Origin of the sequence: Pseudomonas sp. FP1742 (assembly GCF_030687145.1) — a bacterium.
GTDB classification, from domain to species: Bacteria; Pseudomonadota; Gammaproteobacteria; order Pseudomonadales; family Pseudomonadaceae; genus Aquipseudomonas; species Aquipseudomonas frederiksbergensis_D.
Genome location: NZ_CP117460.1, coordinates 3748832 through 3762602 on the forward strand (window position 1 = coordinate 3748832; position 13771 = coordinate 3762602).

At 62.1% G+C, this 13771-nt stretch carries 10 protein-coding genes; 2 read left to right on the plus strand and 8 right to left on the minus strand.

Features of this window, described 5'->3' with window-relative positions; translation table 11 throughout:
• Positions 1 to 314 precede the first annotated feature (314 nt).
• Positions 315 to 803 (plus strand): MarR family winged helix-turn-helix transcriptional regulator, encoded by a 489-nt coding sequence (locus PSH64_RS16585; RefSeq protein ID WP_018927890.1) that lies wholly within the window; start codon positions 315 to 317, stop codon positions 801 to 803.
• A gap of 6 nt (positions 804 to 809) precedes the next feature.
• Here PSH64_RS16585 and PSH64_RS16590 read toward each other — a convergent pair whose 3' ends face one another.
• Entirely contained in the window at positions 810 to 2120 is a 1311-nt protein-coding gene (locus tag PSH64_RS16590) for an OprD family porin (RefSeq protein WP_305477864.1), read from the minus strand.
• A 321-nt stretch (positions 2121 to 2441) separates the two neighbouring features.
• Here PSH64_RS16590 and mhpT point away from each other — a divergent pair, with 321 nt between their 5' ends.
• Positions 2442 to 3668: a 3-(3-hydroxy-phenyl)propionate transporter MhpT gene (mhpT, locus tag PSH64_RS16595; RefSeq protein WP_305477865.1), complete on the plus strand. Its 1227-nt coding sequence runs from the start codon at positions 2442 to 2444 to the stop codon at positions 3666 to 3668.
• A gap of 205 nt (positions 3669 to 3873) precedes the next feature.
• On the opposite strand, the gene PSH64_RS16600 is transcribed toward mhpT, so the two are convergent.
• The 7 genes from PSH64_RS16600 to PSH64_RS16630 form a co-directional block, all read right to left on the minus strand.
• Entirely contained in the window at positions 3874 to 5334 is a 1461-nt protein-coding gene (locus tag PSH64_RS16600; protein WP_305477866.1) for an amidase, read from the minus strand.
• Between the two features lie 16 nt (positions 5335 to 5350).
• The gene (locus PSH64_RS16605) at positions 5351 to 6598 is read right to left on the minus strand and encodes an MFS transporter (RefSeq protein ID WP_305477867.1); all 1248 of its coding nucleotides are present in this window, start codon (positions 6596 to 6598) and stop codon (positions 5351 to 5353) included.
• Between the two features lie 10 nt (positions 6599 to 6608).
• Complete coding sequence (locus PSH64_RS16610) at positions 6609 to 7544, minus strand: transporter (RefSeq protein ID WP_305477868.1); 936 nt, start codon at positions 7542 to 7544, stop codon at positions 6609 to 6611.
• 78 nt (positions 7545 to 7622) lie between these two features.
• Entirely contained in the window at positions 7623 to 8606 is a 984-nt protein-coding gene (locus PSH64_RS16615) for a helix-turn-helix domain-containing protein (protein ID WP_305477869.1), read from the minus strand.
• 144 nt (positions 8607 to 8750) lie between these two features.
• Entirely contained in the window at positions 8751 to 11174 is a 2424-nt protein-coding gene (locus PSH64_RS16620; RefSeq protein ID WP_305477870.1) for an RND family transporter, read from the minus strand.
• A gap of 52 nt (positions 11175 to 11226) precedes the next feature.
• Entirely contained in the window at positions 11227 to 12327 is a 1101-nt protein-coding gene (locus PSH64_RS16625) for a YCF48-related protein (protein WP_305477871.1), read from the minus strand.
• Positions 12328 to 12397: 70 nt separating this feature from the next.
• Positions 12398 to 13759 carry a DUF1329 domain-containing protein gene (locus PSH64_RS16630; protein WP_305477872.1) on the minus strand — a complete coding sequence of 454 codons (1362 nt, stop codon included), beginning with the start codon at positions 13757 to 13759 and terminating at the stop codon, positions 12398 to 12400.
• Positions 13760 to 13771: the final 12 nt, after the last annotated feature.

Below are 13771 nucleotides of genomic sequence, written 5' to 3' on the forward strand. Positions count from 1 at the left end.
GTCAATTAACTATTAATAATATTAACAAAGCATTTTCTGTCCCGAAAACCAATGCGAGTCAGTTAAGCCGTATTGCGATCTGTAGCAGCTGGCGAAGCCTGCGTTTGGCTGCGTAGCAGCCGTAAAATCAGAAATTGCGGTGAGTCAGACAGCGTGCGTCAGCCGGACTCACGACTGCTTCGCAGCCGAACGCAGCCTCGCGGGCTCGGCAGCTGCTACAAAGAGTGCGTCGCGACTGAAGTCGTGGCTATCCCCGGCCAATCTCGGCAAACTAGATAGCCTTCTTAACCGCCAGCCCGAGGATTCACCCTGCAATGGCCAAGTCTTCCAAGATTGCCGCCGCTCCCGAGGCGCCTGCCGACAGCCCCGAAACCCAGGCGTCGCTGGACGCAGCCCTCGACGACCTGATCGGTTACGCCATGCGCCGGGCGCAGCTGAAACTGTTCCAGAACCTGATTGGCCGGCTCTCGGCCCACGACTTGCGCCCGGCGCAGTTCTCGGCCCTGGCGATCATCGACCAGAACCCCGGGCTGATGCAGGCCGACCTGGCCAAGGCACTGGCCATCGAGCCACCGCAAGTGGTGCCGCTGCTGAACAAACTGGAAAGCCGGGCGCTGGCGGTGCGAGTGCGCTGCAAACCGGACAAACGCTCCTACGGGATTTTTCTCAGCAAGACCGGCGAAACCCTGCTCAAGGAGCTGAAACTGATCGCTGCCGAGAGCGACATGGATGCCACGTCCGCCCTCGACAGTCAGGAACGCGAAGAACTGCTCAGGTTGCTGAAGAAGGTCTATCAGGCCTGAAACGACTTACCAGATCGGCACGGTGTAGAGCACCAGAAAGCGGGTCTGGTTTTCATCGCGAAACGCCGCGCCGGCGGGGAAGTCATTGCGATAGATCGACTTGCGCGCCATCAGCCCGACGTTCTTCAGCGGGCCACTCTGGATCACATACCCCAGCTCCATCTGGAACTCCCGCTCCTTGCGGTCGTCGGCATTCAGCGCCGCCAGTTCGATATGGTCACCGCGCACATAACGCAGCCGGCTCTTCAGGCCGGGCACCCCGGCAGCGGCAAAGTCATAGTCGTAGATCGCCTGCCAGGTCCGCTCCTTGGCATTGAGAAAGTCCGAGCTCATGGTCAGCTCGCTCATGCCCATCAACTCGGTGCCTGACACATAGGGCGTCGCGGTGTCACCACTGGAGTGCATATAGCCCAGGCTCAGGCGATGGCCGCCAAAGCGGTAGCCGAACAGCGCCGAGAGGTTGCGGTTGTCCACCTTGCCGGCCTTGGCGCTGCCGTCCTCGTCGCTGAAAAAACTGCGCAAGTCAGTGGTCAACGTGCCCTCGCCCACCCGCAGCGTGTGCAGCAAGGCCAGGGTGTTCTGCTGGTACAGATCCGCCACTTCGGCGTGATAGGCACGCAGGCTCAGATCCTTGTTCACCTGGTAATCGCCACCGACATAGGCCATGTGCGATGAGGTGGCCGCGCCGTTGAAACGCCGGTTCGGCGAGGCGATGCTCATCGGCTGGTAGTTGGTGGAGTCGCGCTTGTTGATGCGATCGATGTAGCCAGTGTTGAAGGTCAGCCCGTCGATGTCCTTTGAACTGAGGGTGGTGCCGCGAAACGTCTGCGGCAGCAGCCGTGACGGACTGGCGAAAGCGAACGGCAGGAAGATCGATACATCGCCGGTCTTCACCGTGGTCTGGGCAAAACGCATCTTGGCGGTCATGGCCAGGCGCGAATACTCGTCCGCCGCACGCTTGTCACTAGCGGACACCGGCAACAACTCGGTGCCGCTGCGGTCCGGCGACGAGTCCAGCTTGACCCCCATCAGGCCGCGAGCATCAAGGCCGAAGCCGACGGTCCCCGGGGTAAAGCCCGACTCCATATTCATGATGAAACCCTGGGCCCATTCCCGGGCCGCGGTCTTCGCCCCATCGTCCTTGTAGTCCCGATCCAGGTAGTAATTGCGCAGGGTCAAGGTGCCGTGACTGTCATCGATAAAGCCTTCGGCCAGCGCCGGAGTGGCAATCACACTCAAACCCAACAGGGCCAGACGACGTGCGCGAACAGGTAAGGCTGAGATCGCCGCAAAGGCGTTCCGAGGGAGATTTGGCATGTTCGATGTCCACTTATTGTTGTTGTTTTTTGAACGGGATCGTCGGGTTGCCCCAAGGATCTCCGATCAGAGAATGGAAACGCCTGAGGGTGGCGTCAATCCACAATGACCGATAATCGAACATTAATATTATTATCTATTTTTAAAATTCATCCTCCGTCACAGGTCATCACCTTGATTTCAATGTAATTAATGACATTTTTAGGCTGAAAACCTCGACCATTCATTTTTTAGTTATCTTTGTTAATCTTAATTTCAGCCTGTTATCGCCAGGCTCGCGTTCACCCGTCAGCCCCAACAAAAACAATAATGAGGTTCGCCATGGACACCCCATCACGTCGCACGACGCTGACCATCGCCCTGTGTTTTATCGTTGCACTGATCGAAGGTTTCGACCTGCAAGCCGCCGGCACTGCTGCCGCGGGCCTGCGCCAGACCTTTGCCCTGGACCCGAAAATGATGGGCTGGGTATTCAGCGCCGGCATTATTGGTTTACTGCCGGGCGCCTTCTTCGGCGGCTGGATCGCCGATCGCATCGGCCGCAAGAAAATCCTTATCGGCGCCGTGCTGCTGTTCGGCCTGTTCTCCCTCAACACGGCCTATGTCAGCAGTTTTTCCGGCCTGCTGCTGGCGCGCTTCATGACGGGCCTGGGTCTGGGTGCCGCCCTGCCCAACCTGATTGCGCTGTGTGCCGAAGCCGTGGGTGAGCGACGTCGCGGCACCGCGATCAGCATCATGTATGCCGGCGTGCCGTTGGGCGGCGCGCTGGCGGCGGTGGTCGCCATGCTGTTTGCCGAGCATTGGCAGATGACCTTCATCATCGGTGGTCTCGTGCCCTTGCTGGTGGTGCCGCTGATGGTCCTGCTGCTGCCTGAGTCCAGCGCCTTTCGCCAGCAACAAGGCAGCGTCAACGTGGCGCGCGCGTCAACCGGCCAGGCGCTGTTCGGCGAAGACCGGACCCGCGTCACCCTGGCGCTGTGGTTGAGCTACTTCTTCACCCTGACGGTGATGTACATGCTGCTCAACTGGCTGCCATCGCTGTTGCTTGAACAGGGTTTCAGCAAACCCCAGGCAGGCCTGGTGCAGATGCTGTTCAACATCGGCGGCGCCCTCGGTTCCCTGCTCGGCGGGCTGCTGCTGGATCGCTGCAACGGCATCAAAGTGGTGCTGTTTGTCTACACCGGGTTGCTGGCGGCGCTGGCCGGGGTCGGCCTGTCGGTGGGCATCGTCCCCATGGCCATCGCCGGTTTTTCCGCTGGGTTATTTGTGATGGCCGCACAGCTGGTGCTTTACGCCCTGGCACCGCCGTCGTACCCGACCTCGGTGCGCGCCACCGGTGTTGGCGCGGCGGTGGCGATCGGTCGCCTCGGATCGGTGGCCGGGCCCTTGGCCGCCGGGCAGATTCTGGCGGCCGGGGCCGGCACCACCGGCGTTTTGCTTGCGACCTCGCCTGGGCTGCTGATTGCAGCACTGGCGATCATCAGCGTGATTGCCCGTTCGGCCGAGCCGCCGTTGCGTACGGCGAACCCGATTGCGGATAAAACCTGACCGGGGCGCCCTCCTTGTAGCAGCTGCCGAGCCTGCGTGACTGCGTTCGGCCGTAGCAGCTGTCGAGCTTGCGAGGCTGCGTTCGGCTGCGAAGCAGTCGTCAAACCAGAACTTGCGGTACGTCTGGCAGACCGCATCAGCCGGATTCACGACTGCTGCGCAGCCGAACGCAGCCTCGCAGGCTCGGCAGCTGCTACCGATCGTGTTACAGCGTGGTGCGCCTGCACGCATTCACCGGCGGTACGCGCTGCCGCCAGGGCTGAGCCTGCTCCAGTTGTGCGGCCAGGCTCAGCAAGGTCGCCTCTTCGCCGAAGCGGCCGGCGAAGTGCGCGCCCATGGGCAAGCCTTGCGGGCTCCAGTGAAGCGGCACCGACATTGCCGGTTGCCCACTGGCATTGAACAACGCGGTAAACGGCGAGTAACCGTGGAAGCGCTCGATCAACTCATCGAGACTCAAGCGGTCGTCCCGCAGGTCCAGCTCGCCGATCAGTACCGGTTCACGGGTCAGGGTCGGGCTGAGGATCAGGTCGTAATCCCGCATGAACAGCGCCAGTTGCCGGCCCAGGGCATGAATCCACTCCACCGCTGCCGCGTATTGCGCGCCACTGACCCTGCCCTTGTCGCGCAGAATGATCCGCGTACGGGCTTCCAGCTCCTCGGGCTGTACAGGCGCGCCACGCAATTGGCCCAACAGGTCGACGTAGTTTCGCGTGCTGGCACCGATGATAGTGAACACCTGGTCAAGAAACTCAGGCAGCACCACCGGTAAACGGGCGGGTTCTACCCGATGCCCCAGCGACTCACACAGGCTCGCAGCCTGACGCACCGCCTCCAGGCTTTGTGTGGAAGTCGGCCAAGACCCGATCTGCTCCACCAGGGCGATACGCATTGGCCGCGGAGTCTGTTGTACAGCAGTCACATACGGTTGCGCCGACAGCGGCGCAGCATAGGGCGCACCCAAATCGATTCCCGCCGTGGCGTCGAGCAAAGCCGCGCTGTCACGTACCGATAAGGTGATGCAGTGGTTGGTGCCCATGCCCGCCCAGCCCTCGCCTATCATTGGCCCGGAGGGCAGCAAGCCACGGCTTGGTTTGAGGCCGAAGACTCCACAGCAGGACGCCGGCACCCGCAACGAACCACCGCCGTCATTGCCATGGGCAAACGGCACTACCCGCGCCGCCACCAGGGCCGCTGCCCCGCCGCTGGAGCCGCCGGCGCTGTGCTCGGTGTTCCACGGATTGCGGGTGGCGCCGAAACGTGTCGACTCGGTGGAATAGGATGTGCCGAACTCCGGTGCCGTGCTGGTGCCAACGATCAGGCAACCGGCGCGGCGCAGGCGGATCACCACCTCGGATTCGAAATCGGCGCGGGCCCCGCCCAGCGCCAGCGAGCCATTGGTCATTGCGGCGCCCTGCACCGGTGTGAACAGGTCCTTGATCAAGGTCGGCACACCGGCAAACAGCCCGTCCCGAACCTGAAGTTCGAGCGCCGCCTCGCGGGCCTTGTCGTAGAGCCGCTCGGCCACTGCGTTGAGTTGCGGTTCAACCCGCTCCAGTCGCTCGATGACGGCGTCGACCAGCTCCACGGGCTGCACTTCTCCACGCCTGACCCAAGCGGCCAGGCCGGTGGCGTCTTCCTTGTCCAACAGCTGCTGGATGTCTTGCATGTTTGATACTCCGGATCTATTTCAATGACGAATGGGTGGATGGCACGGAAGAGTTCGAGCGGCGGCGCGATAACCCGGCGATCGCCCAAAGCAACGCGGCAGCAAGACTGGCAAAGGCCAGCCATTCGATGGCGTGACGCAGGTCGCCGGCAAACGCGCCGAGCATCGCCACCACCAAGGGGCTGACGAACTGACCGAAATACAGGCACGCGGTGAAGCCTCCCAATCCCCGACCACGGGTTCGAGCACTCAAGGCCTCCATCATCGGCGCCATGACATTGGGCACCAGCAATCCCGCGCCCAGGCCATGGATCACCACCGCCAACAGCACTTGGTTGTAGCTTTGCCCGCGCATCAGCAACCACAACCCGAGCGCCAGCAACAGCAGTAACACCGCATTGGTACCGGCGATCCCCAAGCGTCGACGCAGCAGCGGCCAGGCCAGGGAACCGCCCAGGGTGGCCAGCAGGCTCAAGCCGGCGGACAGGCCAATTAGGGTGCTGGATGTGACCCCGAGACCCACCAGCAAAATGGGCGTCTGTACCGGCACCACAAAGCTCAGCACCATGCCGACGAGGATCAGCAGATATCCCAACACCAGCGGCAGAATCGCCACCCGCTCCGGTCCCTGAACCTCAACGGACGGCTGCGTACGAACCGGCTCCCAGAGCACCTTCACCATGGCCGGCACCAGCAGCAGCGGCAGCAAATAGAGGAGGAACGGCAAGCGCCAGGAGTGCTCGCCCAAAGCGCCACCAACGACGAAGAACAACGCACCGACCAAACCGATGGTGACCACCTGACGATTGATGTAGCGCAACCGTTCCTCGCCCTGCCAATAGTCGCCGATCAGGGTCGCGCAACAGGTCATCACCGCCGCCTCGGCCACCCCGAACAGCAGGCGCACGGCGACGATGGACTGCAGATCTCCCAGCACTGCCGGCAACGCGCCGAGCAAGGCATAAAGCAAGGTGGCGATCACCAGCAACGCCTTGCGCCCGACTCGATCGGCGAGCCAACCGGCCAAGGGCGCGCACACCGCAATCGCCAGCGCCGGTCCGGTGACTGCCAGTGGCACCAGCAGGTCGGCCCGGGAAGTGAGCGGCCCGAACTCGGCACCGAGTTTGGGCAGGATCGGCGCGATCATCACCGAGCCCATGATGGTCAGGCTGCTGCCCAGCACCAGCACCAGCCCTTCGCGACGTCCCGTGGCCTGACGCACGACAGACGTCGCCAGGGTTGAAGCGCAATGCACAGAAGTCATGGTCCGGTCCTCAGAAACTTTGGGAAACGCGCAAGGCGACGGTGTAGCCTTCGGCGCGGTTGCTCGCGCCCTGCTCTTTGTAGAGGTGCAGCCAGACCGGCGGAAGGCCCGGTTTGACGTAGCTCACCGCCGGTCCCACGGCCAGCACCCTGGCGCGATTGCCACTCGTCAGGCCCGGGGCGTCGTCATCGGTGAACTGACGGTAGTAGTACCCGCCGATACCGGCGGTCCAGGGGCCGAAGTGCTGGCCCACGGCGAACTCATGCCGGTACTCCACGCCGTTCTTGTAGTCAGTGGCCGGGTTGCGCGTGTTGATGTCCACCTCGAAGCTCGATGACACCTCGAAGCCGGTGTCACTGATGTAAGTGGCATTGACGATGGGGGAAAAAGTCCAGTGATTGAGCCCGGGGGAAATCAGCCGGTTCTTGTCGTAGTCGCCGGTAGGGGCCTGGATCTGAAACTGGGTGTTGACGAACAGGTTGGGCGACAGGTTCCACTGCAGGATCAGCGGCAGAAACTGCACGTCTGCCAGGCGGAACGGATCGGCCTCGAGTTTCAACGGACCGCCCGGCGTCGGCACCTCCAGGGAAGCGTCCATCTTGAAGAAAGGCACCACCGTGCCGAAACCGTATTGGGCGCCGAGGACGCTGTAGTCCGTCATGCGCATATAGGCCAGGCCGATGGACAGCACGTCCAGGGAGAGATTGTTGTCCAGAGAACGACCGTGGCGGTCCTTCTGCACGTTGGCCGAATAGAAGGCCGTGCGCAGGCCCAGGGTGCCGAATGGCGTGGTCGGCGGCATCATCCCGGCGCCGAAGTCATAGACGCCCACTGCGGTGGTCGGCGCCCCGTTTTCAGTGGCCTGTGCGCTGGCGCACAGGCCGAACAGCCCCAGGGTGAATACAGTGACGCGGCTGATGCTTGAGTTGTTGTTCTTGTGATTCATCGAATGCCCCTCCCAACCAAATGGTGTGGGCCATCCTAGTAACGACTCCGGTAGGCGGGTTATCCGTTTTCAGCACAGTTAATGGCGACGCAAGGTCTGTGAGGGCGTCTCTCCGAACAGTGTGCGGTAATCGCTGGCAAAGCGACTCAGGTGCCAGAAGCCCCAACGCGCCGCCACCTCTTGCACCCCATGTTCATGGGGGCTGTCACGCAGTTCACGGCGCACTGCATTGAGGCGCAACGCCCTTAAATACGCCACCGGATTGATGCCCAGGGTTTCCTGGAAACAGTATTGGAGTTTGCGTCGGCTGGCGCCGATGTGATTGCACAGATCGAGGATCGACAACGGTTCGTCCAGATGCCCCAACGCGTATTCCCTGGCACGATCGACCATGCGTTTGCGCGCCGTCGGGTTAAGGGGCGCTGCCTGATCCGGCGCGACCAGCTCCAGCAGTTGCACCATCACGGCATCGCGAATGCCATGACGGATCGCCTCATAGCCCAGCAGGCTGTCGTGGCCCTGATCGGCAGCGGCCAGCTCGTCGAACAGCGCCGCCAACTCAGCCTGCACCGAGGAAGCCCCCAGACGGTAACACTTGGGAAGATCGGTAATTTGAAACCGGGCGCCCTGGCGCTCCAGCACATGTTCAAGGGCCTGGACTTCAACCGCCACCCCCAACAGATCCAGATGTTCGGGCGTGCGCAGATCGGGCAAGTGGTCACCATGGGCCACCAACAGGCTCGACTCATGAATCGGATGCCCCGCACAAAACACCGCCCCCTGAGCGCTCAGCGGCACGCTGAAGGTGATGGCTCCCTTCCAGGCGCTGCCACTCTTGAGCATCGCCTGATTAGAGCGGTCGCGCGCCAGTTGCATCCATCCGGCGCGAAACTCGATCAACTCACCATCAAAACGCCCGGGCGTCAGCTGGTCATAGCGTACCTGCCAGCCGTCCATGTTCTGTGCGTGCTGATCGATGTCGTTGGTGCGATAACGATGAATCGCCGCAGTCATGTCCGGCGTACCGGTGGCGCCTTCCACGCTAGGGTTATTGTTATTCATGGACCTTTCCTGTTGGGCACACAAGGCTTGCAGACTGTTGGGGAGGCAAGTTCCATTCCGCCGTAACAGGCATTGGCGCAATTGTGCCGAAAACGGCTAGTCGGTCCTCACTGCCCCCGTCCTCGTGTACCGCTTGCCGGGCTCTCAGCCCTCCTTGATCAACTGCCCATGCCGGCTCGCTTCAGGCTTTTTTGCGAAGACCTTCTGCGGCAGCAGCAGCCAGGCCAAGGCCGGCAACAGGATCAAGGCACCGAGCATGTTCACCAGGAACATGAACGCCAGCAGAATACCCATGTCGGCCTGGAACTTGATCGGTGAGAACGCCCAGGTCGACACCGCAACCGCCAGGGTCATGCCGGTCAGCAACACCACTTTGCCGGTGAACAACAGCGCCTGGTAATACGCCTGTGCCAGGGTGTCGCCGGCACGCATGCGGGCCAGAATCACACTCAAGACGTAGAGCGCGTAGTCGATGCCAATGCCCACGCCCAGTGCGATTACCGGCAGGGTCGCGACTTTCACCCCCATGCCCAGCCCCACCATCAGCGCCTCGCACAGAATCGAGGTGAGCATCAGCGGCAGCATCGCGCAAAGGGTTGCACGCCAGCTGCGGAAGGTCAGCAGGCACAACAGGCTGACCGCGCCGTAGACCCAGAACAGCATTTCGCGCATGGATTTTTTCACCACGATATTGGTCGCGGCTTCGATCCCGGCGCTGCCGGCCGCCAGCATGAATTTGACCTCTGGCACCTGATGCTCGCTGATGAATTTCTCGCTGGCCTCCACCACCCGATTCAGGGTATCGGCCTTGTGATCGGCCAGGTAAACGTACAGCGACAACATCGAGCAGCCCTGATTGAACAGCTCCCGCGGAGCACGGGTTTGCACGGCGCCCAGCGCACCGTCATTGGGGATCAGCTCATACCATTTGAAGTTGCCTTCGTTGTAACCAGCCGTGGCGATTTTGCTCAGCGCCGCCATCGAGGTGGTCGACTCCACGCCGGGCAATTGCTCCAGTCGCCAGGCCAGCGCATCCACTGCCGACAGGCTCGCGTAGCGAGTGCACTGATCCTCCGGAGTCTTGATCATGACCACGAAAATATCCGAGCTGGCCGCATAGTTCTGGGTCATGAACAGCGCGTCGCGGTTGTAGCGCGAGTCAGCCCGCAACTCCGGAGCACCGGGATCGAGATCGCCGATCTTCAGGTGCAGGCTCACGGCAAAACCGAACGCTGCCAGCAGCAGACCGCCCAGCATGGCGCCCATGGCCCAGCGCTGTTGGGTGAACAAATCGAGCACGCGCCACAGCGGATGCTTGATCTGTGCCTGCAGTTCGGCGTTTTCCGAACTCAGGCTGCGTTGCGCCGCTGCCGGGCTGACACCGATATAGCTGAGCAGGATCGGCAACAAGATCAGGTTGGTGAAAATCAGCACCGCTACACCGAGACTGGCGGTGATCGCCAGATCCTGAATCACCCGGATATTGATCAGCAGCAACACCGCGAAGCCCACCGCATCACAGAGCAACGCGGTCATGCCGGCCGCGAACAGTCGGCGGAAGGTATAACGCGCGGCCACCACCCGGTGGGTGCCGCGACCGACGTCCTGCATGATGCCGTTCATCTTCTGCGCACCATGGCTCATGCCAATGGCGAACACCAGAAACGGCACCAGCGCCGAGTAGGGGTCCAGCTCATAACCGAGGATGGCGAGCAGACCCAGCTGCCAGAGCACCGCCACCAGCGAACACGTCACCACCACCAGCGTGCTGCGCGCGCAACGGGTGTAGCCAAACAGCACCAACACTGTCACCAGTACCGCCACCACGAAGAACAGAAGCACCTGGGTCAGCCCCTCGATCAGGTCGCCGACAATCTTGGTGAAACCGGTGATGTGAATTCGCAGGTCGTCGCTCTGGTACTTGTCCCGCAGGGCTTCCAGTTTCCGGGAAAACTCGCCGTAGTCCAGAGCCTTGCCGGTCTGCGGACTGATGTCCAGCAACGGCACGAAGATCACGCTGGACTTGAAGTTGCCGGCCACCAATTGACCGACCTCACCGGAACGGGCGACGTTGGTCCGCACCTGTTCGATACTGGCTGCCGAGCCATCGTAGTCGTCCGGGATCACGGTGCCGCCATCGAGCCCCTCTTCGGTCACGGCGGTCCAGCGCGTGGTCGGGGTCCATATCGATTTCATGTAGGGCCGATCGACACCCGGCAGCAGATAGAGCTCATCGTTGAGCCTGGCCAGGGTGTCGAGGTAGTCCTTGGTGAAAATACTGCCTTGCTTGACCTCCACGGCGATCCGCAGCGAGTTGCCCAGGCCGCTCAACTCACTGCGATTCTCCAGAAAGTTGGCGACATAGGGATGCCCCGTGGGAATGGTTTTCTCATAACTGGCATTGATGCCGATGCGCGTGGCTTGCCAGCCGAGCACCAGCGTCACCAGCAGACACAGCAGGATCACCAGTGGTCGATGGTTGAAGATCGCCCGCTCGGCGACGTTGCCCGACGCCTGGTCGAAGTCTGCCAGGCGGCCGATCACGGTTTGGGTTTTGTCGTCTTTCAAGTCTGACTCCTGTTGCACGGGCCGTGGCCCGATAGCGCTGCACCGTGAAGATTCAAGGTTTGCCAGAGGCTCGTGGATCCTGGTCAGCGGCCACACCGCTCAAACCAACGCTGGCCAGACTGCCATCGGCCGCCTGTTGCACGGCAGCGACAGTCCCGCCGCTGCGGCTCTGGCGTTTGTCGAAGCTACGACCCTGGTCATGGCTGAATAAAAGCTCGCCGCCCTGGCTGGCCAACAGCAGGCTGCCATCGCGCAGTTCGATGGCGCTCGCCAGTGTTGATTCGATGCCGGTGTCGAGGCGTCGCCAACTGCCGCCACGGTCATCGGACCACCAGGCGTTACCGCGCAAACCATAGGCAATCAAGGCGCCGCCGCGGGTGCCGAACAGGCCGAAAAAGCTGCCTTCATAAGGTGACTTCAAGGCCTGGAATGAATGCCCGGCATCGGTCGAACGCAACAGCAAACCGCGCTCCCCCACCAGCAGCAAATCGTTGCCCGAGACACGGATGCCGTACAGGTTCAGGCCTTGCGGATTGTCCACATGCTGCATCCACGGCTGCCAGCTTCGCCCGCCGTCGTCGGTGCGGTAGATCTGGTTGTAGGCGCCAACGACGTAGCCGTGCAGGCGGTCACTGAAGTACAGGTCGAGAAACGGTTTGTCCGGTCCGTCGTCGAGCATCTGCCGTGCCTGCGCCAGGTTGCCGGCGCCGCCCGGTTGATTGGCATCGCGCTCAGCGGCTTGCACCGCCAGCGCGGCGGCGCGCTCACCGTCGAGTTGCTTGTGCCAGGTTTCACCGCCGTCCTCGGTGTGCAACACCACGCCCAGATGACCGACCGCCCAACCCTGCTCGGCATCGACGAACTGCACCGCCGTCAGGCTGACGCTGACCGGCACACTGGCCTGGCGCCAATTTCTTCCAGCGTCATCCGAAAGCAGTACGATCCCGCGCTCGCCGACCGCCACCAGCCGCTCGCCGGCCCGGGTCAGCCCGAGCAATGCCGCGCGCTGGGCCTTGGCGGTCGGCAGTGCCGGCTGCTGCAGTACCGCAAACGTGCTCGCCTGGGCGTTGAACACACACGCCATCAACCCCAATGCCAGGACGCAGGCGCCCCGGCGCAGGCCGAAGCCCGCATAGCGTTTTTGCCCCATCATGTTTTTATCCCACTCGCAAAGTCACAGGCGACCGCAGCGCGCACCTTCACCCGCCGCAGCCTCCTCAGGTTCAACGCATGTTTTCGTTGGCCATGGCGTCCGGCGTGAAATAGGACGCCGAAGGTTTCGCGACTTTCTGGTACTGGACCGCCAGATCGTTGCTCGAGGAGTTGAGGAAGTAGGCGCCGGTGTCGAGGTTGTAGCTGCCCCACATGACCTGCGCGGTGAGGGCTGGCAGGTCCGGCGCCAGCAGCGTCAGTGAATACATCTGCCGTCCGAGTTTGCCCTGGGCGTCATACCCGTCGGCCATCAGGATCTGCCAGGAGTCTTCGTCGATGTAGTAGGTACGACGCGGCACCACATGGCGCTTGCCGGATTTGAGCGTGGCCTCGACCACCCAGACCCGATGCTTCTCCCAACGCACCAGGTCAGGATTGAGGAAGTCCTGTTTGACCAGGTCGTCGCTCTTGGCCAGGGCGGCGCGGTTATTGTTGTAGGCAACGATCAGTTCTTTCTTGCCCATCAGCTTGAGGTCATAGCGATCGGTAGGCCCGAACAGCATGAACGCTTCGTCGAACAGACCGACCCCCGAGGTCACGAAGTCCGGGGTGTCGTAGGCAATGTTCGGCGCCCGACGCACCCGGCGCTGGCCGACCAGATACTGCCAGGCCGCACGGTTGGCCGGGTCCAGGTCCCAATGGGTCATCAGGCCTTCGCCGGCCTTGGACGACGGCAACTCGGTCAGCAGCTTGCCCACCAGGTACTTGCCGGAAAAGTTTTCCAGGCTGCCGTCTTCAACGTAGTAGGGAAACTGGTAGGTGTACTGGGCGCGGGTCGCCTGGACTTTCTTGCCGCCGGCGGTCATCAGCCAGGTATCGAAAGGCGAACTGATGGTGTCGCCGCCCTGCCAGGACAATCGATAATTCCACAGCACTTGCGTACCGTTTTCCGGGATCGGGAACGGGATGCCGCCATAGGCGCCGGTGACTTTCTCGCTCGCCACGTCCAGCGTGGCGCGAGTGGCATTCTTGCCGGTATTGTCATACACCCATTGCGGAGCCGCCGCCGAGCGATGGGTCGGGTAGACGTCCAGGCGATAGTCCGGGTATTTCTTCAGCAGCAGTTTGGTGCCTTCGGCCAGTACATTGGCGTACTGCTCCATGTTCGAGGCCTTGATCGAATACAGCGGTTTTTCACCGGCGAATGGATCGGGACGTTTGTCACCTGGCTTGTAGCCAGGCGCGACCTTGGTGTAGCCGCCTTGCCAGGCCGGGATGCTGCCATCGGCGTTGCCGGCGCGCTCGCCACCAAGGGGTGTCAGTTCAGTCTTCAAGCGTACAGCCTGCTCAGGCGACACGGCCGCCTGCGCCAGGCTCATGCCGGCAAGGGCCAGGGTGAGGACGCAAGTGTTGAGAAATGCTTTGTTCTGCATGGCGAATCCACC